This window comes from Pseudomonas siliginis (assembly GCF_024072275.1).
GTDB classification, from domain to species: domain Bacteria; phylum Pseudomonadota; class Gammaproteobacteria; order Pseudomonadales; family Pseudomonadaceae; genus Aquipseudomonas; species Aquipseudomonas siliginis.
This window is the reverse complement of record NZ_CP099597.1, coordinates 46,039-69,837: the sequence shown is the minus strand read 5'-3', so window position 1 is coordinate 69,837 and position 23,799 is coordinate 46,039. Positions and strand designations below refer to the sequence as shown.

The window sequence follows — 23,799 nt, the reverse complement described above, 5'->3', positions numbered from 1 at the left end:
ACTGGCCCTGCTTCATTTTGCGACGACATACGGGGGCCTCTGTACGGGGTTAACGGTGATTTTTTTCAAACGACGTTGTATCTCTTTCATGTACTTTTTTGCCGGCTCACCACCAGCTGGTCTGTGATACCTACCTGCCGCCTCAAGCCAATCGCCAGTTGCTTGGTAGTGCGTCCTAAGCAACGTGGCTGCAACTTCCAGGTTCCGGCGAGGCATCAGGGAGTCACATGGTGACCTGAAGTACTTGTGACCGTTGTAACCCCAATTTAGTTGGCCAATGCCAATATCAACCGACTTTCCGCCATGTTTTGACACGGCCAAGCTCGCTTCATTGCACGCCTCTTGGTAAGTCGCGAATCGTTTTGATTCTCCAGCGACGTTCAATGTCCAAGGCCAGGGATAAAATCCGATCGTAAGTTCGGTGTTACTCTCAGTCTGCGCAACAGCGTAAAGATATTGCACCGGAACGCCTTCTTGCGCGGCAATCTGGAAGTACGTTGGAGGCGGCGTCTCTGAGTGCGCCTGAAGCGAATGCAGGGCCGAGAGGATAAGGGCGAGAATTAGACCGTGAATTTTCATTGCATCAGCACCACGGATGTTGTCGGAATTTGAGCTGGAATCTGAATACCGGTATTCCCTGAACGCGGATGAATCAAGATCCCATTATTATTTATTCCAACTCCCATTGTTTCAGTATCTCGGAGGATAACGGAAGCGAGTTCAGGTCTTGCTTCGTAATACACGTAGACTTTACCTGCGCTGACATAGTTTGCCACCCCTGGGCGCCTAGTGAACCAACTAGGCAGGGTAAGCGACGAATCAGGGATGCTGCCGTTCGCCGACGGGTTCAGCTCGATGTAACGGACAAGCGCATTTTTGTAGACTTGCATGTTACCGGCGATTGTCTCGTTCTCCGACTCTGCTGACAAAACTTCCGATGACTTTTCATTTTCGCTTTGCATGTAACCACCAAACAGAAGTGCTACCAGCAGAATCCATATAAGAGGCATAGGACTACTTCCAAATATTATTCAAGAAGTTGCTTCCTGCGGAGTCCGTCGTGCCGGTGTCTTGAGGTGCGTTGATTAACTGAGTCGCGTTATTCTGTGGAGCAGAGATTGCGTTGTAGTTTGAAATTACACCGCTAGTAGATGGCACCGAGCCGGAGCCAACAGTGGTTAGCACATGTTGAGCGTTTTCGTAGTTGGAATAAATATTCTGCAACGCTGAACCCATCCTGGATTCCGCCGCCCCATCAACAGTATCGTTGATTTTATCTCTCGCGATGCTACAGACCTGTTTGAAGATTTTGTCTGCCCAGTCACCGAATGTCTCCGACGGCCCGTAAGTTGGGCCAGCCTTGATACCTGTCACTCCACCGACACACTTACCCAGAATGTCGGAGAATGACAGGTCGTTTTCTACAGTAGCTTCAGCCGCTTTCTTGTCCTCTTCGTATCCACTTTGACTTCCACGCACAGCAGCTTCACCACTTCTGCAAGTTACCGCGTAAACGTTCGCAGACAAGCAAACTGAAAGAATGAAGATGCTGATTGCAAGTTTCATCGTGAATCCTTTGATAGACGGCTGCGGAGTTAAGCGCGAGCAGCTCGAGGCTTACGCTTTGTTGATGCGTCGCTTGCTGGCTGGGCGCTGGCCGCGGCCGGTGCTGCCTGATCCACCGCCGGTGCTGCCTGCGCATTCATCTTTGAGTCTTCATTGGCCTGGCTGGCTTTTGCGGATTTTTCCGGGCGAGGTACGCGCTCCTGGACAAAACCCAGTCGCCGATGCATCTCGGAGTCAACGTCTTTGGCAACCCTGGCCCCAACCGTCTTGCCACCGACGTTGAACAGCACTTCATCGAAGTAGACGGTTTTGCTGTCGGTGCGTTTGTTCAGAGCGTTACCGAAGCCGACTTCTTCCCACTTGGCGTTTTCACCCTCGCCGACCGACTTCGAGAGTTTGATGAAGTTGGGCTTTATCTCGCCTGTCTCTGGATTGGGCTTGCGCTCGTTGAGGTGGGCGATCACCTGGTGTTTGACGCCGTCAGCAACAACAAAACCCTGCAGGTAGTCGCCTTTGCCTTTGAACAAGAGCACGGTTGTGTCGTAGTCATCGCTGTCGCCGCGTTTTTGTACGCCCCGTAATACGGGTTTATTGCTTTCTGAGCCTTCGGGTTTATCGGACATGTGAAGCTCCTTTTTCGTGGTGTGTGTATCTTGTCTGCTGGAATTCTTCGCGAATAATTGCAAGGCAGCGACTTCATCGTCGGGCGTGGGAACTTGATTTCCTTTGCTATCGAACCAGAAGTAATCATCGGCCGAAGGCTCCGGTCCCAGTTCGGTAGTTAACCGTTCGCGCTCTTTTTCGTCGTCGCTCCATATATCGATTACTTCTCGTTGAACAACCCACCAGTCGTGCGCGGCGATAGGTGTCAGCTCGTATCGATTTTGGTGATCGGCGTCGTTCTCGGATCCAGAGTCTTGCACTGATTCGAGACTTACAGATTCATCAGCGAGTTCCGGGGAAGTTACAACCCATTCGTTGCGGTGAGTGTCAATCGACTTTTTACCGATGACCGATCCATGCTCATCTCTGATGAGTTGCTCAACAGTGACAGCCTTTTTGCCATTGTTTACAAGCTCAACACTTTGACCAACTACAACGCCTGACTCGGTCATCGCGTCCGCCAGACCCACCCCCCAAGTTGTGGAGTGCCGGCCGTCAGCATTTTCCAGCGTGACGAAGTAGCTCTCGCTATTCTTCGGCTCGTGATCGTAGGGTGCGGCGCCGTGGTCTATTAATTTGCCGGCCAATCGATTAACTGGCTCCGGAAGTTTTCGCTGTGCGACCGGTAGAGTCACCACATCAGCAGACTTCGCCTTTCCCTGTTCGTTTTGACTTGGCGGTGCCTGGGTCAAGTCTTGAGTACTGTCACCGCTTGCACCAAATGTTTGCTGGCCCTTTGGTGGCTGCGTACTCAGGAATGGTGGAAGTTTGTAATCTGGGTAGTTCACCGCGAGCTCCCGCAGGATGATCTCCTGTGCCGGGCTCTTGAGACGAACTTCAACATTGTTCTTGAGCATCACCTCAAGCGCTTTGCGCTTGAATGCATCCGAACCGGTGAGCGAAAACGCTCCGCCGTATTTCTCCTTAGCCAGCAGTATCGCGCCAAGAATGGCTTCCTCGTCATCCAGGGCCTTGTCTTCCACAATAATGTGACGACCATAGTCCACGAACGCCGGCCGCTCATTCACCATATAAAGGACGCTGCCGTCCGAGCGCGATTTGTGGGTGATGCTTTCAAGCACTTTGCTAGCCGTGAGTTTCTCCGGCGCATCGTCGGGCCGTTGCTCTCCACCGGAGAAGCCGTTCAGCGCCGAGGTGTCTTTCGGCAGTTTGGCTTGAGCATCTGTGTCGCGCAGCCTGGCTACCAGGTCGGCAGCGGTAACGCGGTCTTGCTCCGCACCACGGCGTAGGTTCTCTTTCCTCAGCTCATCGATCTTCAACGCCACATCCGAAGCGAGAAGCTGCATCTCGTCTCGGTAAGCTCGATAGTTCTGAAAGTTTGCGGAAATGTTGTCCGCCGCGATTTCTTCGTCGATTGAAGCAAGCACGCGGAAACTGGCGATGTCACCGTCTACCCAGTGCCGGAGCAATTCCTCCGGGATTTCGGGAACTCCGTTGGACTCAAGCTCCATCGTTTCCTGCCATCTGGCAAATTTGATCGACCGAGCTTCGATCGCGCCTAGTGGCGTTTGGCCAAAAATCTCATGGGCTGTGTCGTTTTGGCTGTAGACAGCATCCCTGAATTGTTGCAAATGTGCGTCCGACTCTGCGCTCATGGGGATCTCCCTATGCTTGATGGAATGTGGTGCCTGCTTACAACTCGTCTCGGTCGTCCTGAACTACTGTCGAAACGGGGGGTCATAGCAGGTGCCGTCTGCGTGCTGCTCGTCTTTTGTATTGTGTATACTATGCAAAATAGCAGCTATTGGGAAGGTCTGTAAATATCCACCGCGGGGAACGAATATTCCGACGCGGATGACATAAAATTCCTACTGAGTGATGCTTCTTTGCTACCATCTGAGAAAAGAGAGTGGACATGACCAAACGGCACCTTCAGCAAATCTGTGGAACCGATCTTGAACGGTGGCGCCTCGAAAACGGGCTATCGAAGGTCGCGGCTGCAGACGCGTTTGGATTGCAGAAGGCAAAGTGGGAAAAACTGACCAGCCCGGCGCTTTCGACCGTGCCAATCAGTGACCCGGCTGTGGCTCTGTGCCTCTATGCATATAACAACTTTCCGGAATGCTCTCCGGTCGAACACCCACCAGCCATCAAGGAGTTTTTTACATTCCTCGGTTTGGTGGATGACGACCCGCAGGATCTGGAGCTGTTTGCTACGTTGACCGGACGGTCAGCGCCGTCGGCATACCGGCTGATCAAACACGACGGTAAGCCTGGACGACCCGTAATACGATGGATCGAAGCTGTGCGCAGATTGAAAATGACCCCGAAGCAGAGTCAAAAATTCATGCGCGACGCGGTGAGCACTGTTGCTGACCATCAAGGCGTTGAGAAAGTTCTGATTCAAGGTTGGACGGAAAATGGTGAAAGTAGCGAACACGAATGAAAGTGAAAAGAATGAACATATCATCGAGCTTTCTACTATTTATTTCTTTCAGGGTAATGCACCTCGTTCAATCGCCCTGAAAGATTGCGGATTGAAAACTGCCAGCCCCATAGACGGGGCTATTTCCGCTTTGTACGGATATCAAAGCAAGCAAGAAGCATTCATGGCCGCGCGCAGTCATGCAAATAAACATCGCCTAGACTTTACAGTAATAGATTTTCTCGTAAAGCTAGATGAAAAGCAAAATCCGTTGATGATGAAACCCGAAGATATGGCAAGTCATGACTTCATAACGTTTCAACGGTTATCAAAGAGCTCTATCGAAGATATTCAAGGTACCCTTAGACAACTTTTGGTTGCCGAGGGTACAGACCCTGATAGTCTAGGCATTTTCAAACCACATATAGTGCTAATGCAAAGACCAGACCTCGTCGCTAAACTTATGAATCAGCAGAGTTGGCAGCACTTTAAAGTTATTGCGCATCCCGCCGATCTAGAATTTAGTGCAAGGCCTCTTAATGTCGGTACAGTTCCATTTCGGCATTGGGATTCTATTCAGGAAGCAACGTGTCGTCTTAATCCGAATATTCGAATTACACTCGACCCACCACCGCAGCAAGCAAAAGCTACTGACACTTTGGTTACCCCACAACTTAGCGCTAAAACGACCCAGCGAATGCGTTAGGCATTTGTTACTAAAAGCCGGCTTAATGCCGGCTTTTCTACGCCGAAAATTAAGTGTTGTTGTTCTGTTTCCTACAAAAGGGCGGACGCTGCTACCTGCCGCGCCGATTGGCGATGACCTCGATCACGACCACCTGCAGCTCGTTGACGTCGCCGGCGACGGCTGATCAGCTGCTGGATCTGCAGCACCAGGTGCATGCGGCATCGTCGAGCTGGGCGGGAGGGGGCTGACCGCCGTCCGCTTGCCACCGGCGCCCCCGGCGGGAAACCTTGGCCCGGGCACCCTCGTTGCCGGCTATTCGCGCCGGTCGCGCAGATGCGCGGGACACCCGGGAGCGGATCCGGATCAGCACCGGCCGCGCCGAACAGCGTCGGCCTCCAGCACGACCAGGTGCAGCACGTCGACCTCCAGCACGACCAGGTGCAGCACGTCGACCTCGCCAGCGACGGCTATTCAGCTGCTGGATCTGCAGCACCAAGTGCATGCGGCATCGTCGAGCTGGGCGGGGAGGGCCTGACCGCCGCGCGCTGGCCACCGACGCCGCAGGCGGAAAGCCTGGCCCCGCCCGGGCACCCTCGTTGCCGGCCATTCATGCCGATCGCGCAGATCCGCCGTACACCCCGGGAGCAGATCCGGATCAGCACCGGCCGCGCCGAACAGCGTCGGCCTCGAGCATCAGCAACTGGATCTGCAGCGCCAAGTGCACGCGGCATCGTCGAGCTGGGCGGGAAGGACCGTCATGCGCTGGCCACCGGCGCCGCCGGCGGAAACCCTGGTCTCGCGCGGGCACCATCGTTGCCGACAATTCGCGCCGATCAGCGCCAGGGTCAAGCGTGAGTAGGGAAGGGCATGAGCGCCTTGCGATCGGCCATCGGCGATGGCAACACCCATCCCCCCGCCCTTCCCTCCAGGAAGGGAGCGAGTCGGCCTCTGACCCCATCGGCCATGGGGGAGAAGCAACCCCATGACCGCCGGGGGAGCCTTATTCAGAAGCAATCTGGTAAAGGGACGCTGCGCTTCAGTCCTCACCCGTTCGGTGCTCACCTGCAAGCAGGCTGCGCTCCGCGTGCGGCTTCCGGGCCGACCCTTGACCAACTCCGTGGAAAAAAATGTCAACACCAATCACTACGTATGTACGTAATTACGTATGCGTGTATAATTGTTGCTGCCGGCGGCTACCGGCTGATTAAACCAATCGTCTAGGAGTCAAAATGTTTATCACCCCGCCTGAAAATAAGACTGAAATGATTTGTAAATTGGCTTTTGGCCAAAGTGCACTGATCCCTTGCAACGAAAAAACCGTCAAGTCGACGCAGAGTAACATTCAAGGAATTTTTTCGAAGAAAGGCCTGAACTCGCAGGAGTTCACGCTGAAGAAGGCCCTGTTGGTGTTCGATCAATACACGCTTCCAGTTGCGGTGGTTGTGGTAACACGGTCAGCAGCATCTACCGTCTAACCGCTTATTTCCAATCCAACGCAATTAACCCTGTGAAGGCAAGATCCTGAACGCTTACGTGCGGGATCGGCTTACCCAAAAGCCTCGCTGCTTCAACAATGATGAAGCACTCGCGGGGCATCACCCTTATCACTTCCTGTGAGCTATGAAGCCGATCGCGCGCCTGATCGGCCTTCATCATGTTCTCATCAACGTCGCCATTCTTGAAGCAACCGATTAGCTCACTCGCGGAACGTGCCTGGGCTTGCAACGCAGTCAAAGCTGTTTTGAGGCGCTCTGGAGTCGAGGACACCATGTTGGGGGGTACTGAGTTGTTATTCAGCACTGCCAGCAGCCTTGCGCGAAGCAGATACGCCTTTTGTACCTGCCGTAACAGCATGAGTCGGAGGAACTGGCACCGCTGACAATTCGCTGAACTCGCATTCAAGCCAGCATTCATCCAGATCCGTGACAGGAACACCCTGATTTTTTTTCAAGACGGCCCGAACGATCCAATTCGTCCACGGATCGCACGCCTGCATCGCCTGCTGAGCGAGCCTTAAACTTTCTTTCCCGGCATTAGGCCCCGTCATTGATAACTCCACAGCCGCGGCCTGGTCTTTAAGTGCCTGCAGCGCCTTGTATGCATCAGGCATCAAACTGGGGAAGCTTGGCAGCGACTGTATCGTCGCAAACCCAGCCGATGGAACAACCCGCAGGCCCAGCTCGCTGAGCGGACCGACATACTGCTCATCTGTCTCGAAAACACCGGTTACAGCCCAGTCCTCGAATAGCCCGTCCTTGCGGATTGGGTGCGCGGTATGGATCTGGATCCGAAGGCGCTGCGCCGTTGCCAGGTGCTCTGCAATCAGAACCTCGTCACGAATCGTTGCGATGGATGGCTCGGTCATTCTGATCCTCGTCTTCAGGTAACATATATTTCGTTTTGGTATGAAAACCGCGCACAACCAATCGATTTAACATAAGAATGTTTCAACGAACTGTAACCTCTTGATTACAAAGCCTATTTTTCGGTTTTTTTGACGGCTTTGAACCATTCGAATAGCCGATGCGACGCCAGCGTCAGCCGCACGGTTTATTACGGGATTCCCGTACGGGCTCATCCGTTGCGTACTCAGTCCAAGTCTAAATAACTTCCGTATATGAATTTTGGACGTGCAGAAACCGCCACCTTTTGTAGGTGGCTATTGATTCACTGCACTATTTAAAGATCGAACGTGCTCAGTACTTTACCGGTGTTCGACTCGACGATATCGATAGTTGCATGTACCGGCGTGGCTTTAACTGTATTGCTATCTACAGCGTGGACGAACAGATATGCCGTACCTCGCAAATTGATCAAGCCTTGGGCTCTTGCAGATTCGATTCGCCGAGCGTTGTGTTCGTCAACGGTCAGTACACAGGACGGCCCTGCCCCAGGTTCGATTTTCAGATAAACGTTCTGCTGGTTGCGCATTGAGGTTGACCAGCACGACTGGGTGTAACCACGCAGCGGAAAACCGCCGACGTTAAAATCGTACTCACCCAACGAAACGTTCCTCAACGCCAAAGGCTCCTGGGCCAGCGATCCAATCGGGATGCTGTAGTAGTCCTGCGAGCCGTAGAAACGCAGCCGATCTTCCACCTTCGGAAGTTCGGCCTGGCCAATATCACGCTTCTTGAAACTATCGAGCTGCTGCCCGTATGTCGGCGATAGACGAGTCAGCAACTGATCATCAGTGAGATTCTGCGCGCTGCGACTGCTGTGCACGAAGCTCAAAACCAATCCGGCCGGTTGGCTGTTCAGGTCAGCGTAACGTTCGAGGGGAAATGACTCGTCCGCCGCCGGCACTGCACGATGCGTCACTTCCGTAACGGCTGACGCTGCGCCATGCACTGCAGTCTGCGGCGTGTTGCCATCGCCGCAGGCTGTCAACGCCACGCAAACTGCGAATGCCAGTCCATGCTTGATCTTCATCTCACCACCTTTTCTACCGTCGCAATAAAATTTCAGCCGAACGAAGCTGTCAGCTTGGCCATTAGCTCGTTTGAATACCGCCGATCGAACGGCACACCGATCAGAGGGAGCTCAGCAACCGAGGTCATCAGGTTCAGAAGCGCGGGTTTGCCCGGAACGGTTTCGACGTGCCAGGCGTTAACGTCCGGAAAATCCAGCACAGCCCTGGTGCCGTCACTGATGTCGACGTACACCAGTTTCTTTGCACTGCGGTCGAAACCCACGTAGCGGTTGAGCAGCGAGGAAGTCGCTTCGAAATCGCAGCGCATGCCAGGAGCTGCCTCGTTGACGATTCGATGAAGTCGAGTTTTAAACGCTCGTGGGATGACCGAAAAAATCAGCACTGCCAATGCCGCCAGCACCAAGCCAACGATTGACACTACGAGTGTGATCTCCGGGTCTTTGCTGGCATTTGCCATGACCACTACGAACAGCAACGCCGCGGGGATCAGAGCGACAGCGTACAGCGGGCGAATCAGATACCAGAAAAGGTTCATGGTGTGGCCTCGTACAGGTTTTGTCTTTTGTATCATAGTTATTATACAGACTCTAGAGCTGATATTAGCATGCGATCATGACAGCGCAAAGGATGCAGGACAAAGGGCCGGCGTGGATCGCGCCGGCCCTGAACCTGCTAGGCCTTCATACCATTACCCTCTTTTTCAGTTTTCCCGGTATTGCGACCGCTGTTCCCGCTCTTCATGTTCTGCTCGAGCTTCGCCCCGAATACGTTGAGGGCATTACGCATCTTGTCGTTGTCATCACGACCCAGGCTGCCTGACGCATGGCCACCTACCCAGTTGATAACCTGGTCCGGCACGATGAAGATCAGGTTGAAACTGCTGTGCACGAGATTCAGGCACATCGAACAGTACATGGTCAGGTAGAAGATGATGCTGACCAACCCCGTCATGGAATCAAATTGTGCGTTCGCCAGTGCAATGCCGAACATTTGGTTCAGTAATGTGCCGCCGGCAACGACACCCGCACCGCCGAGGAAAAAACCGATTACCATCAGGATCGGCCGCACCGATACGTTGAGCAGAAAGATCCAACCGTGTGCCGACTTGTGTCCCATCCCATCCCCTTCGCCGCCGAGGTGAGCGAGAGCCCATAGCGGAGCCGCAATGATGGCCTCCCCAACAACGACCAGCCAGTTCACTGCCGCGCCGAACCAGACGATGAAAGGCACCATCGGTAGATAGGTCGATAGCATTCCGCCAAGGACAAACAACGCCAGGATCGCCATCACCATAAACGGCGATGCCGCCTTCAGCACCCCACCCAGCACGTCCCCCATTGAAGTCACAGCGTTTACTGCTTTCGCAGCCAGACCTGCAGCCGAGAGTCCGTCTTTGACCTCCATTAGAACGGACGCCGCCACGTATGCGGCCAGCGCTGTTTCTCCGGCGACCATGGTGTAGTCGCCGAGGTTTTTCATCTTGATCAGTGGATTGACTTGACCCCGGCCCTCCCCGCCGGCATTCAGGTCGATCAAATAGTTGACCAGGCGCTGCCCGGGCGCTGCGAAAATCGAACCGATAACCTGGCTCGAATCTGTGCCGGTAGCACCTTTCGAGTAATCACCGGCGCCGCTGGTACCCAACGTCGGGTTATAGGACGAGCTCGATTGCTGAGCCCTGAACGCATTACTTGTTGTGCGCAGTACCGAAAGCATCGCCGGATCGCCATCAGCCGACATTCCGTAAACTGAAGCCTTGGCCGCCACCGCGTCCGACAGTTTGGTGTTGGCCTGGCCGAAAGTCTGGTACCAAGCGCCCAACGTGAGCCAGCCGCCTTCTTTGATCGCATTGCTCAACTTCGAGGCCAGTTCTGCAATGTTACCCTGCTTGGTCGCGGCGATCGCACTGATGGTGTTTTCGTATTGCAGGGAAGCCGACTGGATGGACATCTCGGCATCGGGAACAGAACCTGCTCCAGCCTGCCTTTGAAGCACACCAGTCACAAAGCCTTGCGCGGCGCTGTTGAGCGTTGCTTGCATCTGCTGCAGCGCCGTCAGATGCGCCCTGCGAATGTCGCTCGCGTCGATGGTTCCGCTGAACCAGTTGGTCGACTGCGATTGAGGTTCCAGAGCGGAGTTGATATCAGCACCGCCGCACACAAAGCTGGTGTTCTTCAGAGCAAAACCGCTGCTGGTCGGACTTTGTTGCACGTACCCATCTTGGGTGATGAGCGCCCCGCTCGCTTCGGCCTGGGCCAGCGCCGCGTTGATCGAATGCATGCACAGGTTCATCTCGAATACGCTGCGCGCAAGCGAAACAGTGCTGGGCATTACAGGCTGTACAACCATCGACTTACCGTCGTTGAAAGCCGCTACGGATGCGTCAGTACCGAGGTTAGCAATCCCCACCCCCATTAGCGATGCGGCCCAGAGCATAAGCAACTGCGAGAGCGCCCATCCGTTTGCGGTGGGCACCAGGGCCGAGATGCCCCAGACCAATCGGACAGGATCCCAGAGCGTATTGCGCTGTTTGTCGAACACAGCGCCGTCATGCGCGGTCTGGCTGATCTTCCGAAACAGCATATAGGCCGCGAACATCCCGCCGATCACGAGCAAAGCGGCGTTGGTTACTTGAAAAACGCTCGCGAGAATCGTGTCGCCGCCACCTGCTCCACCCGTGGCCAGCGGATTGTTCACCACGTTGCCGTAAATCGATACCAACGCCTCGCGCGATTTATCACCCGAACGTCTGGCAGCATCAGCGATACCACTCAACGTGGTTGCATCGGCCAGCGCCTGCAACGAAAACCCCAGCGTAGCGATCCCCAGTAGCACTCTGTTCAAGGTTTTCATCGTTCTTCCCTCTCGGCCGAACTGGCAGTCGAAGCCGGCTTAGCCGCGCTTCGACGCCACAATCGGCCCAAGCTGATTTCCGGGCTCAGAACCTGGCTCAGCCAATCCGGATATTCCGAAATGAAGTCTTTCAACCCCCCTTTTTCAGCCGTCGACAGCCTTTGCGTACGCAGCTGCCACAGGCGCAGCTGCGCGCCGAGTGCAGCTAAGAAGAACAACGGTTGGCTCACAGTCAGCGACGCGATACAGAGAGCGACTGTCCTGCCGCTACCCGCAACCACACCGCCAATTCCCGCAAATCCCGCCACGAACGCAAATAAAACTGCGGAAACCAGCGCCCAACGTTTCTTGAGCAGAAACGATCGTTGCAAGCTGTCCAGCGGCAACGCATCGTCCGAACGATTGGCCATCGCATCCGCAAACGACTGATCAACCTTGGCCGACTTCGCCGCCCCCTCAAGCAGCGCCTTCTTGGCCTCCGCACTCAGCTCCTTCAGGTAGAGGACGTTTTCTTTATTTCGCTCTACCTCCCGCTTGGCCAGTGCTCCAGTACGCTTGATCGCGGAGAACGGCAGGATGATGTTCCAAACCGTCCAAGCAGCGCCCTTCTTTCCAACCCGGGTTGCGTCTCTCAAGTCCATCACTGACCTCCCATGCGGCCGGAAACCGACTTGTAGAGCGAACCGAAAATCGGAGTGAACTCGACCCTGGCCGCGCTGGCCAGTAGCTGTCCGTTGATGATGTTGGCTTTCTGCAGTTCTTCTTTAACGCCAAACATGAGCCAGTTGTTCAACGATGCGATCCGGATCTGCTCACGCTGGAGGTTCTCGCCGCTCAGCGCCTGCAGGTCGGCCTGATACTCGGTGTTCGCATAACGCCGACCAACCTCAAAGGCCTCGAATTCGCGAGCCGACATCACACCGTTGCTCTTGGCCATCTTCGAGGCTGTCTGCTGAAAGTACGCGGCTGCCGCCGGCGAGATCAACGCTTCTTTCAACAGGTCCTTGGTCGCCGGGCTCGGTTGGCTGCTGGCGATCCTTTGCTCCTGAGGATCTGCTGCGGCAGACACGATAGCGTTGTACTGGTTCATCAACCCCACGTACTGACTGCCGGCAACCGTGTCGGCTTCGCCCTTTTTGAGCTGTGGTGCGATGGAGCGCCGGGTGCTGTTCTGGACGTACATCCGCGCAACGTCGATTTGCTCCTGCGAGAACGTGAGGTCGGGTGTTTTACCCTCCTCGCCGGCACCGGAAAGGACGCTGTCGACGCGCTTGTCAGCGCCGGGCATGGTCGACGAGACACCAGGACAGGCCTGGGAGCCGCCGTAGGCTGCATAGTCATCAGCATCGCAGAACTGAGCGTGGACCTTCGCGGCTCGGGATGAATCGATTTCCGGCGCCGCTGGAGGTGTATTGAGGACTTGAGCAATCGACCTGTTGCCGACTTTGGCACCACCACCAGGTCGCATTCCACCCTTTGCGGCCTGCGCGGATCCAGCCACCTCATGAGCACCGCCGGAGGCAGACTCACTGCAGATGTTCGAGCCCACGAAGTACCGCTGCCGTGCCTCCTCGAGCTTGCGGTTCTTTTCCTGCCCCGCGCTGAACTCACGCTGTGTCTTGCCGTCAGCCTCGATCGTGCTGGCAATCTTCTGTCCATTTTCGTTCACGGAAGTGCCGATTTTCTGGAGCAACTGAGAAACGCTACTGTTCATGCCCTCAACCGCCGAGGTTGTGCCGTTGATCGCTCCAGTAACGGCCGTATTCATCAAGTTCACTGTCTGCTGCAGCACCAGGTCGAACACTGGAACGACAGATGCGTTTGCACTGAAGCTCACCGTTGCGCATGCCACGAATACAGCCAGTACCTTCAGCCTTCCGATTCGTGGGCTCATGCGGTGACCTCCATTTCTTTGGCAATCTTGTACAGGTATTCGTCGGCGAGCTTTTTCACAAGCGTGTTGACCACGGACTCGCCGTCGTCATTGCCAGTCGTTTCATTTTTCATGTGCTCGAGCAGCGCTTGCGCGCTACCGGTTGGAAACTTCTCAGCCAGTAGTTTGCGGGCTGCATATTCACCCAGACGCAGGTACAGCCGATCACGCAATGCCACGTCCTCCAGCGTAGTGGAAAACGCCCAGAGCTCGATCGGACCGACCGTGTTCGTGAGCAATTGAACGATGTAACCAACCTTGGTTTTGAATAGCGCGAGGAAATTACCGCCAAGACGAGGGTCAGGGCCTGTCGCTTCACGCTGCAGTCGCCGAATGGCCTCTTCGGAAACGTTGAACGTGTTGCGAAGCACGTCTTCATCGGCGTTATTGCCACCTCGCATCACGTATACAGCCGTAGCCGCATTGAGCAGTGCAGCAGGGAAGTCTGGCAGGTACTGGGAAACAGCAACCACTCGAATACCCCATTTCCGCCCTTCCCGCGCGTCCTTGATACAGGTCTGAACGAAAGCTTCCTGGCCATTGGTGTTGTGGAATTCGTCGTATGCGATGACCTTTTTCTCGTCCTGCACGTCCGCAATACGTTTGCGGTGGTAGTCGTAGTACAGAGGGGGGACTACCGGAATCACGACTTCTTCCCTGAGGAAGTAGTTCTTGGCCGCCATCTGCCGAGCGAACATGTACATGATCGCGGTCTTGAGCGATCCCTCTGGGGTTTGCGACCCGATAACGTCGTTGAGGTCGATTGAGATCACGCGAGTTTCGCTGCTCAGTTCGAAGCGCGTGCGCCCGCTGAAAAGCGCGTATTTGGATACCGCAACGCTGAAGCACCGATTCATGTACTTCAGGATTGGCTCGCCGTCCCGGGTCACGGCCATCTCGTAAAGCTGACGGACTGACTCATTGGAAAGGTAAGCACTGAAATCTGTAAAAACCGGAACAGCCTGACGCTGAGCTATCGAGGCTTCGCGCACGAAGCCGGCAGCGAACAGCATGTCGGTGACTTCCCACCACGTCGCTGCGCTCCACCACTTCGCGTCATGTTTTTCCGCCAGACCAGAATGCCGCAGAGCTTCATCAACAATCGGCTCCACGTGCTCTTCGTAGGCCATGGCGCTCGTCCCGGCCCGTTGGTCGTAGGCGATTTCGATCAGTTTGTCGATCACGCCCGCGCAAGCTGCAGGCGCCGCCCGAGCGGTGGGGTCCGAGCAGAACAGTGTGAGGAAGTCCGAGATGAACTCTTTTTCCCGCGATGTTGGTTTACGGGCGCCCAACTGCGTGTCGAAAGGGTTGACTGCAAACTCAGTTGAGTTGCGCAGACGCAGATACATCACTTCGTTTTTGCGATTCTCCGGAAGGGAGTCACGCAAGAGTTTGATCAACCCAGCAGACGATGGTCCCACGTCGATGATCGTCATCAGCGGCAAGCGCACATTGCCTGCGCGATGGATCGTCGCGTTGTTCATGGTGTTTAGCCATACCGACTTACCGGATCCGGGCGGAGCGGTTACGAGCTCGATCCAGGTGTCCTGAAGGGAACTGCCCAGTTGAACGACATAGATCTTGCCATCTGGTGTTCTGAGAACGAGCGAGCCGCCTTCTCCCCAAGGCGTAGCCGGACGTTGGAACGGCATCATCCTCAGCGCGTCCGGTAATGGCGGTACCATACGGTTGGCCGTGTTTTTCGTGGTAAATCCCGGGATGGTCGATGCCCACGCCGCGATCGGATCACCATGCACCGAGGTCACGTTACAGATGCCCCACGCTTGAATGGCTTTTTCCAAAGCAGCCATTCGCCGTTTCGTTTCACGCTCACTGCGCGACCAGGTGGAGGCAGTAATTTTCATCGAGCAGATCGCGTCGATTTCGCTGCGCTTCTCCAGATCGAGGAAGGACTGGCGAATCTGTTTGTTTGAGCCAATCATCCCGACAAAGCCAGCAATCATCTGTCGGCCGCGCGTCTCTGAAAGCCCGCCAGGCGCGAGATCGATCCGCATCCGCCACGGAACTTCGCGGGATACCGTGTTGAACAGGTAGGAAAACAGCTGTGGATTTTGTGGGCCAAGCTCCATGGCGACATTGCCATGCCATAGCTCATCCGTCTGAATGAGCGAGCGCTTGGTCTCGACGTCGTTGGTCACAACCTGAAAGTTCACCAGCGGCGCAGTCAGGTCAGAATAGTCATTCTTGTCTTCCCGCCCGTGGGGAATAAATCGATCGCCAGGAAGGACCGGCCGGTATTTCTGCGACGTGCGTTCGCGGTTGATCATGATGCGCACCCGTTTGGTGGCCTCATGAGCACTCAACTGCTTCAACAAGATGCCGGGACGCCCTTCGGAGCCGCAGCCGTCAAAGTCTTTTTGGACACGCTCAATCATCGTGTCATGGCGATATTTCAGCGACATGAGGATCTGGACAGGGCTCTGACCAAGTGACACAGGAGGCATGCCATGCTTCAGAATGTCCTGAGTCAGCTCTTGCTGTTCGCGCTTAAGGTCGACACCGATACAACTCGCGTGGGTGTATACCACCAGCAGATTTTGCTCCCACGCAACCAGGGGTGCATTTCGCTTCACCCGGTCAATGATGATGTCTTCAGTGTTGAGTCCCATGCGCCGTGCCGCAACTATCTGCGGCTCTGCCAAACGCATGAGTTCGTCCATTGCCCGGTCAGGATCTCGCTCGAACCCAATCGAAATGCTGTGCCCAGGCTCACGCATATACCCGCTCATCTTCAATCGCAGGTTTTCTATCAACTCGTCGAAATCATGCTCAGACAGGATCTGGTACGTGCCCTGCACGTCAAACACAGTCAGCAAAGAGCCGTCATGCGTCACTAGCGTATAGGGATCTTTCAGCGATGGATCGCGGCTAATGTCATCGTCAGTGAGGCCGATCGCCGTCGCGAGCTCGCAATAACCGGCCAAGTCTTTACCGACCATGTACCGAGATACGTAGGCGAAAAACGCTTCCGTTGCATCGACCAAACCATCAAGAAACTTAGCAACGCCCATCGTGCTTTCCTCAAAACTATGCAGGTGGATTCATAACGCTGAAATAGACTTCCGACCATTTAGCGACGGGGTAGGATGAGCGCGATTCGCTCGCCCAGAGGGCAGCAACTTGGCTATATGGCCCGGGGTTAAAAACAATCGCCAGATCCTCAAAAACCAGCTCTCGAACCCCTTTGTCACCGTCGTCTTGACGAACCATGGCCTGCGCGAAGACTGCAGGCGCGAAAGTGCCCCAGGCGTCCTGCACGTATCGCCGGTGCGAGCCAAGCCAGTTCAGTATTTTTTTTGCGTCTGCTCGAACGCTCGGATCATCCGCTTGTAACGCAATCATGATGCTGCGCTGCAGGTGATTGACGTCTTGAGCAGCAAGCCCGGGTAGAAACGCGACTACGGCATTTCCGTCGCCCAACTCGCCTAAATGTTGCCAGCCGTGACAGAGATGATCGGCTACCCGCAAGTTCTGTTCGCGGATATCCCGATGATTATCCGAAAGGCTATGTATCTGGTTGTGGCTGGAATGGAAGCCGCAAAACATGCAGCGGAAGCCATCCTTGAGCATTACTTTATTTTTCAAGCCGCTGGACTTGTAATCACGACCAACGGGCTCAAGCTCGTTCCCTGACTTGTCACCCCAGATCTTGCTTTTTGTCGAAAAAAACAAAGCCGGCAACGCAGTCTGTTCCAACCCAGTTCCCAGTCCTTCCTTGGGAACGACCTTTTCCGGATCTACATCAGCCGGATCGTGTTCGGAGTGATCGCTCATCGTGTCTCATACGGCGACCCGAGGACCGCCGCTCCCGTAGAGAGTCAGTTAGGTACCTGGCCCCAGGTGCTGGTGGAAATACCCACAGTTTCGCCGCCCTTGCCCAACACGTATCCGATACCGCCAAGCACTGCACCGGCGATGATTGGGACAAAAATCTGAGTGGCTTTGACGTCGCTACGCTCGCCTTCCTTCCCTTTTTTCCACCAGTTAAAGCCACCAGCAGCCGCGGCGCACAGGCCACAGAACTTCAAAATCTTCGCTACAGAGTTGGAGCCAGAATCGGCCTGATCACCGGCAGTGCTGAGCATGCCAGCGAAGCCATCGCCATCGGCCGACGCTCCCGCGCAGAATGTCAGCGCACCAAACGTAACCGCCGCTGTCGACAACATGATCCGACGCTGAGCGGGATCAACAGCGCACTTGTCAGTTGCTGCCAGCAGTTTGATATGGGCCTTACGGCTCAAGTCCGCTGCGACTTCCATTGGATTAAACTTCATCGTTCTTACCTTTTTAGAGTTACCAGACAAGCTTGAAAGAAGCCCGGCCTGCTTCGATCACATCCGGGATTTGCACTAACATCGATCCGAATACCATGTGTACGATCGCTCGCCAGACCGAATCATCTGCGCCTTGGTTGGACTGGCCATCCATCGCTGCTTTTTTGAGCAGCAAAACGCCTTTAAAAAACGCAACACCACCGAACACACTCGCCAATGTGAGTACTGCGTTGATCGCGTCAGCGAAGCGTCCGAACTGCTCAGCACCGCTGTAGGCAATCGGCCCGTAACTCACAGTGCCCTTTCCGAAGGAATTCCACGTCGCGTTGATAAACCGGGAAAGATTCGCCATTAGCGATGCGACGATGATCAAAGGGACAACGTCGCCCAATGAGATTGATGAGGAACCTGGGAGCCGAGACGCCTTCTGCATCTTCATCACAGCAGAAGCGGCCCAAACCATCCCGACAAACATCCCCAGCAACCAAAGGAACCGCCACAATGCCACCGCAAAATCGTTGGCAAAGTTGGTGATCATTTGTGCCAGATCCATGACTGCTCCCTAGCGAATAACGCCCTTGTTCGTCATGACTCGCCGAAGCTTTGAGTCGATTTTCAGGATCCGCAGGCCGTCCTGCTCCTCGAGATAGTCGTTTTCCCGCACGACAAACATTTGCTCCGAATTCTGAATCCATGCTTGGCCCGCATAGATGGTGTTCAACGTGAAGGTCTTGCTGATCACTTCGCTCTTCGCATCGGCAGTCGCCGGCTTGCGTGTTTTGGCATTCGTCGTTGTTACGCCATCTGCTTTACGCTTGGGCGGCTGCGAGTTTGCAGCGGATCCGCTTCCACGCGCTGGGTCGATGGATCGGGATGATTGAGCGCCCTCGAGCAGCGCGACTTTCGCCTGCAGCTCACGAATCGACGACTCCAGCGCAAAGAAACGGCCCTGGACCTGGGCGTCATCTGATCGAACGTCGGCTTTCACCGGTTGTTCAGGAACAGCGGTAGTAGGTTCGGGTGTCACTACAGTCTGTGCAGCGACAGGCGCAGAGACAGGCGCCACAGAACTTGTAGCCGCCATCTGCTGCATCGCTGCCAACGGGTTTGGCAGTGCCTGAGCTGCGCTGGACGACTTCGACTCACCGCCCTTCCCCAACGGAGGGCCATCAAAATTTGGAAGCAACCCAGGGGCAAAAATCCAGAGGCACGCCACGACAAATGCGCATACGCCCAATCCAGGAACAAACCATTTTTTCAAAGCATCCGTAGGCAAATTTATCTTGGACACTGACGCTTTTTTGGATTTAGTCGCAGCCGGCGCGCTCGGCTCAGATTCCGGCGGCGGTACCGGCTGCTCCATATCAAACACATCAACCGCTGAATCACTTTCGCTGACCATGCGTCACCTCTTTTCGTATCATGGCAATGATACAGAATTAATAGGTAGGATAGCTACCACGGACGCCCGGGTAAAGCCCAGGCGCTGACTGGCCGCTGACTGGATAGCCTGCAGGGCGCACAGACGGCTGTTGCTGAATGGATTGCTGAACAGGTGGCTGTGAAGCTGGTTGACTGAGTACGGACAGGTCCATCGCCGGCGCACCGGCCCCCGCTGACAGATCGTCCGTCGACAGCACAGGTGCCATGAACTGGATGCCTATCGTAGTTTTTTGGGGTATCAACACCTGCTTCGCAGGCATTTGCGCCGCGTCCTGGGCCAACACTCGACCCGCTGTTTCCCCCATCCCTCCTACCATTGTTCCTAGAACGGCGGTGCCATTAGGTGTCGTGGGGTACGTTTGAATGACCCCACCCTGCGGAGTGATGATGTTTTGCGAGCTCGACTGTTCGTAGAGTTGACCTGTTCGGCCAATGCCGGCGGCAATGGCCGGAAGAATGATGCGTGTGAAATAGCGATTGTTGACCTCTCCCGAAAGCGCGCTTCGCAGAGTGTTCTGATCGATTGCTTTAGCGGTGATCTTGTAGGACCGACCCTGCCATTTCATGGTAGTGAACGTCATGTCCACGGACTCGTTGATCCGCTTGTACCCGTTGGCGATCACAGTCAGACCCGCATAAGGTCCAGAAGGAACTGAAGCGAAAACCGTCGAGTTTTCATCAGTGTCTAGATCCGTATCCAAAAGCGCCGGGATCCGGACAAAGTCTTCGATGATTTTCACGACAGGAGCCCCGTTCGCACCAGGGGTACCAGCCGAGTGCACGCCAAGCTGCCCGGCAACTGGCGCGTTACTCGCTACGTTGATTGAGCTCGCGTAGGCAACTTCTTCAGTGCCCGTCGCGGATCCGTGCTTACCACCGCTCCAGTTCAGCATCAGTGCCGCCGCCTGGTCACGAATTCCCTGCCGTCGATCTTTTTCCTGATCGGAAAGGACTTGGGCCTGTTGCTGACCAGCTTGCGGTGGAGCCGGTTGATAGATGTAAACCACTTGTGGAGCTTGTGGTGTCTGCACAGGAGGAACCTGGCCTCCACCACCCGCAGGTGTCTGCTCCGCTACGGCCTTATCCCGCGTCGATATCACTGACAAGTACGTTTTGCCGCCTTGAGCGGCCTGCTCGGCATTGGTGTCGTTATATTGTTTGAGCACTTTACCGTAGTGCTCGCTTTCTGAGCTCGGCGTGCCCTTCGCGGACGTATTGACAGTGACAGAGCTCGGAGGTGTTTCTGTATTCCCAGCCATGTAGGTGTAACCGATGTAGCCAACCGCAGCCATGGCCACAACACCACCTAAAACGATCCAAACCGTGTTACGGCCCGCATCTGCCTGCATTTCACTCATTTACGAAACCTCAAAGGATGTCGAGCTGGACAGTGACGGATCGCCCCATGTCCGAGAACGTGACAAAGGGCGTCACTGGCATGCGATAAACGCGCGTGCCGTTGGCGGCTGAACTGGTCTGATCGAAAGGAGACTTGATGTCGTAGGTAGTCCTGACGAAAAGTTCGTTATCCAACTGCCAGACTTTCGTACCGGCGGGAACCTCGCCATTCGCCTTGACGACCTGAGCACCACTCGGCGGCAGACCGTCCAAAAAGGCTTGAAGTGTGTCGTTGTAGAGTTCGATTTTTCCGGGACCGGTCACCGCAGATTTCGCATTAGGTCCCCGACCTGGCACCCGAACATCGAGTCGCACGTCGACCACCCTGGTGCTCTCTTTGCTTTCAGGTTCCCCGGTCGCGATTTGGATCACGACTGGTGTTGGTAGCCCCTGAAGGAAAACCGTCAACGTTCCGGTTTCGTATTGACTGAGCGTGGAGATCATCACCGCCGGTGTTCCACGCAACCACTCGACGTAAAACAACTCAGGATTGGAAACCCGAGGTGCAGCTGCAATGGGCCAAGGAGCTCCGGTTGAGTCAATGAAGATCACAGCTCCCGGTGTTCCCGGGAGAACTCGGGTGATAGGCATTGCCGACCCCGGCGACAGATCAACTGAAACGCTGCTGATTCTTGGCACCGCGCGCAGCGTTTTCTCCGACTTTGCAGCGCGCGAAGCATCGTATTGCTTATGGAGGTTGCGGATTTCATCCGGTGTAAAAGGCGAAACCACTTCACTCGCTATTTCGCCAGCTGACGGTTGTTTCGGTGGAAAAAGGCCACGTGTTCCATCATCAGGGTAATGACCGCCTTGCACGTTGCCTTGAGCAACCTGCGGTGCGTACTGAGGCGCAAACCCCTGTTGAGGCGGCATAGTCATCACGACCTGACCATTAGCTGTTGTCGGAAAGGATTGACCAGGCTGCTGAACTGGATAGTTGGCTGGACCGTAATTGGTCTGCGGAAAAGCTGCATTGATCTGTTGCTGTGATGAAAGTTGCTGTTGTGGAGCAGGAGTTACCCACTCCAGTTGTCCATTGGGCGCTGAGGTTTGAGTGCCAGGAGCTCCCTGATATTGCCCTTGGACGGCAGCCTGCTGTGGACCTTGCTGGGGGTTCGGTGGAAATTCACTCGCTGCCATGACAGACGCTGAGCCCAAGGCAGCGAGAATCGCCGTCGCAATCATCGAACGATAAAACATGAGCTCACCTATAACGGCTTTGTAACAAGTTGACCGACTCCAATTGCTTCGATGGAGTCCAGCGTGTCGACGCGCTCGACGCGCACCAGTGCAAGGAGTCGCTGTGCAGGCAACTCCGTTGTCTGTCCTGTCAGCTTGATTTCGACTGGAACCTCAACGAGCCAGAAGTAGGCACCGTTTTCCATACCGTCTTTGACCAGAACGCCGGTCCCAGCGGTCATCGACATATTCATTCGCCGTTGACGAACCATGTCGAGGATGCCTGACGTACTAAGCGCATCGATGTAGGACTTGAAACCGCCGCGGGTGTACCGACCCCGGTTATCCTCGATGTCCTGGCGGTAGTTCTGGAAGTCCATCGTGAACGACCTGATCATTGTCTCTTTCGCGTACTGGATGACATCACTGGGTTTGCGATACGGCACTGACAACGGGATCATCGGGAACAGCCGACCATTATCACTGGCGAAGTATTCACGTTGTGGATGGATCGCAAACCACGTAGTCACACACAGCAAGCTCAATGAGATCACTAAAGCCCCACCGAGGATGTAGTTGAGCTTTACCGACGAAACTGCGAGGAATGAAATTTTCTTCCGCTCCTCTCCAACGCGCACAGCAGGATCTAATGCGTCGCTGGTACGAACGAGCGATTTGACAGCATCAGCTATCATCTCGGTGATGACTGCTTTGTTTTCCGCCGAAAAGTCGGCCGTCGGAACAGCTTCCGCCAGCTTTTGCGAATCCGTTGTCATAGCATGTCGGCCTCCAATTTTTCCGTATTATATACACGATGCGAAAATGAACAAGGCTGAGCGACAGGGCTATGGCTCCGGCACGGCCAAGTCACCCTAGACGGATATTTCCCACGATGGATGTTTTACAAAATAGTGGTATGCCGGCTTGGATCAACAATCGCTCGTATATCGCCGACAAAAAGGTAGGTATTTCGTATATCGCCGACACGAATGCCTGCTCTTAAGCCTTGTTTCGCTCAAGAAACACACAGTTTTCGACCACTAGCCTAGGAGCGTGCGGTAAATGGCCGGCACTCTGTCAAGCTCGTCTATCGCCGACGGTCGTTGGATATCGCCGACATCTGTGGATAACGATCATCAACCGTCGTATATCGCCGACAAGGGTGCGTGTATATCACCGACATTTACTCGTCTATCGCCGACACCACTTTCGTCTATCACCGACAAGCGGTAGGCATGAACGCCTTTAAAACCGGGCATCTCACTGAGCTATTGAAATTGTTAACTCGCGCGCGCGGTTTTACTTGCCTTAACCAGTCTTAAAGCTTTAACCCGTTTTCCACAGGCGGGGTCAATTCAAGAAACCCAGATGTGTTCAACTCATACCCCTTCCATGCATGTGCAGTACCAGATCAGATCCCGCACCTACTATCAGAAAAATCAAAAGCGTAATCAGGAAAAGCCGTCCGTCGAATAGTCCAGTTTGTCGGTGTTCTCCAACGATCGCAGACGTGAAAATACTTGGATCCAACTACAGTTAGATTCGACCATGGGACGACGTTCATTGTTATCGGTATTGAAATGCCGCCGGCGGCGGCAATACCCATCCCCCCGCCCTTCCCTCCAGGAAGGGAGCGAGTCGGCCTCTGACCCCATCGGCCATGGGGGAGAAGCAACCCCATGACCGCCGGGGGAGCCTTATTCAGAAGCAAATCCGGTAAAGGGACGCTGCGCTTCAGTCCTCACCCGTTCGGTGCTCACCTGCAAGCAGGCTCCGCTCCGCGTGCGGCTTCCGGGCTGACCCTTGACAGGAACCAACCTGGAATCTGGTTAGAGGATGAAAATCCGGAGGAATTGAAATGCGTAATTACGTATTTACGTACCTACGTAGTCGGGCTATGATCCTGCCCTGAAAAGACGAAGCCCGAGAGGCGGCTACCTACTCGGGCTTCTACCCGACAAG

The 23,799-nt window shown here is 55.0% G+C and carries 23 protein-coding genes; 4 read left to right on the top strand and 19 right to left on the bottom strand.

All coding sequences use genetic code 11. The features are described 5' to 3' along the window. Positions 1-12: 12 nt before the first annotated feature. Genes NF676_RS00455 through NF676_RS00440 form a run of 4 tightly spaced genes read right to left on the bottom strand, consistent with a single transcriptional unit; the run spans position 13 to position 3,845 of the window. Positions 13-579: a lysozyme family protein gene (locus NF676_RS00455; protein ID WP_252886092.1), complete on the bottom strand. Its 567-nt coding sequence runs from the start codon at positions 577-579 to the stop codon at positions 13-15. Next, entirely contained in the window at positions 576-1,010 is a 435-nt protein-coding gene (gene pilM / locus NF676_RS00450) for a type IV pilus biogenesis protein PilM (protein ID WP_252886091.1), read from the bottom strand. Before pilM ends, NF676_RS00455 begins: the two co-directional genes overlap by 4 nt. A gap of 4 nt (positions 1,011-1,014) precedes the next feature. After that, complete coding sequence (locus NF676_RS00445; protein ID WP_252886090.1) at positions 1,015-1,566, bottom strand: hypothetical protein; 552 nt, start codon at positions 1,564-1,566, stop codon at positions 1,015-1,017. Between the two features lie 29 nt (positions 1,567-1,595). Then, a complete protein-coding gene (locus NF676_RS00440) occupies positions 1,596-3,845 on the bottom strand; it encodes an LPD7 domain-containing protein (RefSeq protein ID WP_252886089.1) in 2,250 nt (749 codons plus the stop codon). A gap of 260 nt (positions 3,846-4,105) precedes the next feature. Here NF676_RS00440 and NF676_RS00435 point away from each other — a divergent pair, with 260 nt between their 5' ends. The 4 genes from NF676_RS00435 (at position 4,106) to NF676_RS00420 (ending at position 6,778) form a co-directional block, all read left to right on the top strand. Continuing rightward, positions 4,106-4,636 carry a hypothetical protein gene (locus NF676_RS00435; RefSeq protein WP_252886088.1) on the top strand — a complete coding sequence of 177 codons (531 nt, stop codon included), beginning with the start codon at positions 4,106-4,108 and terminating at the stop codon, positions 4,634-4,636. Beyond that, positions 4,611-5,321, top strand: a complete 711-nt coding sequence (locus NF676_RS00430) for a hypothetical protein (RefSeq protein WP_252886087.1) — start codon at positions 4,611-4,613, stop codon at positions 5,319-5,321. Before NF676_RS00435 ends, NF676_RS00430 begins: the two co-directional genes overlap by 26 nt. A gap of 420 nt (positions 5,322-5,741) precedes the next feature. Next, entirely contained in the window at positions 5,742-6,158 is a 417-nt protein-coding gene (locus tag NF676_RS00425; protein ID WP_252886086.1) for a hypothetical protein, read from the top strand. A gap of 374 nt (positions 6,159-6,532) precedes the next feature. Beyond that, positions 6,533-6,778 (top strand): hypothetical protein, encoded by a 246-nt coding sequence (locus NF676_RS00420; protein ID WP_252886085.1) that lies wholly within the window; start codon positions 6,533-6,535, stop codon positions 6,776-6,778. Between the two features lie 4 nt (positions 6,779-6,782). On the opposite strand, the gene NF676_RS00415 is transcribed toward NF676_RS00420, so the two are convergent. The 15 genes from NF676_RS00415 to NF676_RS00345 all read right to left on the bottom strand — a co-directional run bounded on the left by NF676_RS00415 (position 6,783) and on the right by NF676_RS00345 (position 22,613). Beyond that, positions 6,783-7,103: a hypothetical protein gene (locus NF676_RS00415; protein ID WP_252886084.1), complete on the bottom strand. Its 321-nt coding sequence runs from the start codon at positions 7,101-7,103 to the stop codon at positions 6,783-6,785. Next, a complete protein-coding gene (locus NF676_RS00410; RefSeq protein ID WP_252886083.1) occupies positions 7,093-7,668 on the bottom strand; it encodes a hypothetical protein in 576 nt (191 codons plus the stop codon). The genes NF676_RS00415 and NF676_RS00410 overlap by 11 nt, the downstream gene beginning before the upstream one ends. 314 nt (positions 7,669-7,982) lie before the next feature. Then, on the bottom strand, positions 7,983-8,735 hold the full coding sequence (locus NF676_RS00405; protein ID WP_252886082.1) for a hypothetical protein: 753 nt from the start codon (positions 8,733-8,735) through the stop codon (positions 7,983-7,985). 32 nt (positions 8,736-8,767) lie between these two features. After that, positions 8,768-9,271, bottom strand: a complete 504-nt coding sequence (locus tag NF676_RS00400; protein WP_252886081.1) for a hypothetical protein — start codon at positions 9,269-9,271, stop codon at positions 8,768-8,770. 137 nt (positions 9,272-9,408) lie between these two features. Next, on the bottom strand, positions 9,409-11,589 hold the full coding sequence (locus tag NF676_RS00395) for a DotA/TraY family protein (protein ID WP_252886080.1): 2,181 nt from the start codon (positions 11,587-11,589) through the stop codon (positions 9,409-9,411). Then, on the bottom strand, positions 11,586-12,230 hold the full coding sequence (locus NF676_RS00390) for a hypothetical protein (protein ID WP_252886079.1): 645 nt from the start codon (positions 12,228-12,230) through the stop codon (positions 11,586-11,588). Before NF676_RS00390 ends, NF676_RS00395 begins: the two co-directional genes overlap by 4 nt. Next, positions 12,230-13,483, bottom strand: a complete 1,254-nt coding sequence (gene traW / locus NF676_RS00385) for a conjugal transfer protein TraW (RefSeq protein WP_252886078.1) — start codon at positions 13,481-13,483, stop codon at positions 12,230-12,232. The genes NF676_RS00390 and traW overlap by 1 nt, the downstream gene beginning before the upstream one ends. Next, positions 13,480-16,554, bottom strand: coding sequence for a putative type IV secretion/conjugal transfer ATPase (locus NF676_RS00380; protein ID WP_252886077.1), 3,075 nt, complete (start codon positions 16,552-16,554; stop codon positions 13,480-13,482). The genes traW and NF676_RS00380 overlap by 4 nt, the downstream gene beginning before the upstream one ends. A 16-nt stretch (positions 16,555-16,570) precedes the next feature. Further along, positions 16,571-17,317, bottom strand: a complete 747-nt coding sequence (locus NF676_RS00375) for an HNH endonuclease (RefSeq protein ID WP_252886076.1) — start codon at positions 17,315-17,317, stop codon at positions 16,571-16,573. A 44-nt stretch (positions 17,318-17,361) separates the two neighbouring features. Next, entirely contained in the window at positions 17,362-17,817 is a 456-nt protein-coding gene (locus NF676_RS00370; protein WP_252886075.1) for a DUF6750 family protein, read from the bottom strand. A 19-nt stretch (positions 17,818-17,836) separates the two neighbouring features. Further along, a complete protein-coding gene (gene traQ, locus NF676_RS00365; RefSeq protein ID WP_252886189.1) occupies positions 17,837-18,370 on the bottom strand; it encodes a conjugal transfer protein TraQ in 534 nt (177 codons plus the stop codon). A 9-nt stretch (positions 18,371-18,379) separates the two neighbouring features. Next, complete coding sequence (locus NF676_RS00360) at positions 18,380-19,219, bottom strand: hypothetical protein (RefSeq protein WP_252886188.1); 840 nt, start codon at positions 19,217-19,219, stop codon at positions 18,380-18,382. Between the two features lie 37 nt (positions 19,220-19,256). Next, on the bottom strand, positions 19,257-20,618 hold the full coding sequence (traO, locus tag NF676_RS00355) for a conjugal transfer protein TraO (RefSeq protein WP_252886187.1): 1,362 nt from the start codon (positions 20,616-20,618) through the stop codon (positions 19,257-19,259). Between the two features lie 10 nt (positions 20,619-20,628). Further along, a complete protein-coding gene (locus tag NF676_RS00350) occupies positions 20,629-21,858 on the bottom strand; it encodes a DotH/IcmK family type IV secretion protein (protein ID WP_252886186.1) in 1,230 nt (409 codons plus the stop codon). 8 nt (positions 21,859-21,866) lie between these two features. Continuing rightward, entirely contained in the window at positions 21,867-22,613 is a 747-nt protein-coding gene (locus tag NF676_RS00345) for a DotI/IcmL family type IV secretion protein (protein WP_252886185.1), read from the bottom strand. Positions 22,614-23,799: the final 1,186 nt, after the last annotated feature.

Bases quoted from the DNA above. Each gene is read 5' to 3' on its own strand.
- NF676_RS00455 (WP_252886092.1), bottom strand. From the start codon at position 579: ATGAAAATTCACGGTCTAATTCTCGCCCTTATCCTCTCGGCCCTGCAT.
- NF676_RS00435 (WP_252886088.1), top strand. From the start codon at position 4,106: ATGACCAAACGGCACCTTCAGCAAATCTGTGGAACCGATCTTGAACGG.
- traQ (WP_252886189.1), bottom strand. From the start codon at position 18,370: ATGGATCTGGCACAAATGATCACCAACTTTGCCAACGATTTTGCGGTG.
- NF676_RS00370 (WP_252886075.1), bottom strand. From the start codon at position 17,817: ATGAAGTTTAATCCAATGGAAGTCGCAGCGGACTTGAGCCGTAAGGCC.
- NF676_RS00360 (WP_252886188.1), bottom strand. From the start codon at position 19,219: ATGGTCAGCGAAAGTGATTCAGCGGTTGATGTGTTTGATATGGAGCAG.
- NF676_RS00345 (WP_252886185.1), bottom strand. From the start codon at position 22,613: ATGACAACGGATTCGCAAAAGCTGGCGGAAGCTGTTCCGACGGCCGAC.
- NF676_RS00350 (WP_252886186.1), bottom strand. From the start codon at position 21,858: ATGTTTTATCGTTCGATGATTGCGACGGCGATTCTCGCTGCCTTGGGC.
- NF676_RS00410 (WP_252886083.1), bottom strand. From the start codon at position 7,668: ATGACCGAGCCATCCATCGCAACGATTCGTGACGAGGTTCTGATTGCA.
- traO (WP_252886187.1), bottom strand. From the start codon at position 20,618: ATGAGTGAAATGCAGGCAGATGCGGGCCGTAACACGGTTTGGATCGTT.
- traW (WP_252886078.1), bottom strand. From the start codon at position 13,483: ATGAGCCCACGAATCGGAAGGCTGAAGGTACTGGCTGTATTCGTGGCA.
- NF676_RS00400 (WP_252886081.1), bottom strand. From the start codon at position 9,271: ATGAACCTTTTCTGGTATCTGATTCGCCCGCTGTACGCTGTCGCTCTG.
- NF676_RS00405 (WP_252886082.1), bottom strand. From the start codon at position 8,735: ATGAAGATCAAGCATGGACTGGCATTCGCAGTTTGCGTGGCGTTGACA.
- NF676_RS00430 (WP_252886087.1), top strand. From the start codon at position 4,611: ATGGTGAAAGTAGCGAACACGAATGAAAGTGAAAAGAATGAACATATC.
- NF676_RS00375 (WP_252886076.1), bottom strand. From the start codon at position 17,317: ATGAGCGATCACTCCGAACACGATCCGGCTGATGTAGATCCGGAAAAG.
- NF676_RS00380 (WP_252886077.1), bottom strand. From the start codon at position 16,554: ATGGGCGTTGCTAAGTTTCTTGATGGTTTGGTCGATGCAACGGAAGCG.
- NF676_RS00395 (WP_252886080.1), bottom strand. From the start codon at position 11,589: ATGAAAACCTTGAACAGAGTGCTACTGGGGATCGCTACGCTGGGGTTT.
- pilM (WP_252886091.1), bottom strand. From the start codon at position 1,010: ATGCCTCTTATATGGATTCTGCTGGTAGCACTTCTGTTTGGTGGTTAC.
- NF676_RS00445 (WP_252886090.1), bottom strand. From the start codon at position 1,566: ATGAAACTTGCAATCAGCATCTTCATTCTTTCAGTTTGCTTGTCTGCG.
- NF676_RS00440 (WP_252886089.1), bottom strand. From the start codon at position 3,845: ATGAGCGCAGAGTCGGACGCACATTTGCAACAATTCAGGGATGCTGTC.
- NF676_RS00420 (WP_252886085.1), top strand. From the start codon at position 6,533: ATGTTTATCACCCCGCCTGAAAATAAGACTGAAATGATTTGTAAATTG.
- NF676_RS00390 (WP_252886079.1), bottom strand. From the start codon at position 12,230: ATGGACTTGAGAGACGCAACCCGGGTTGGAAAGAAGGGCGCTGCTTGG.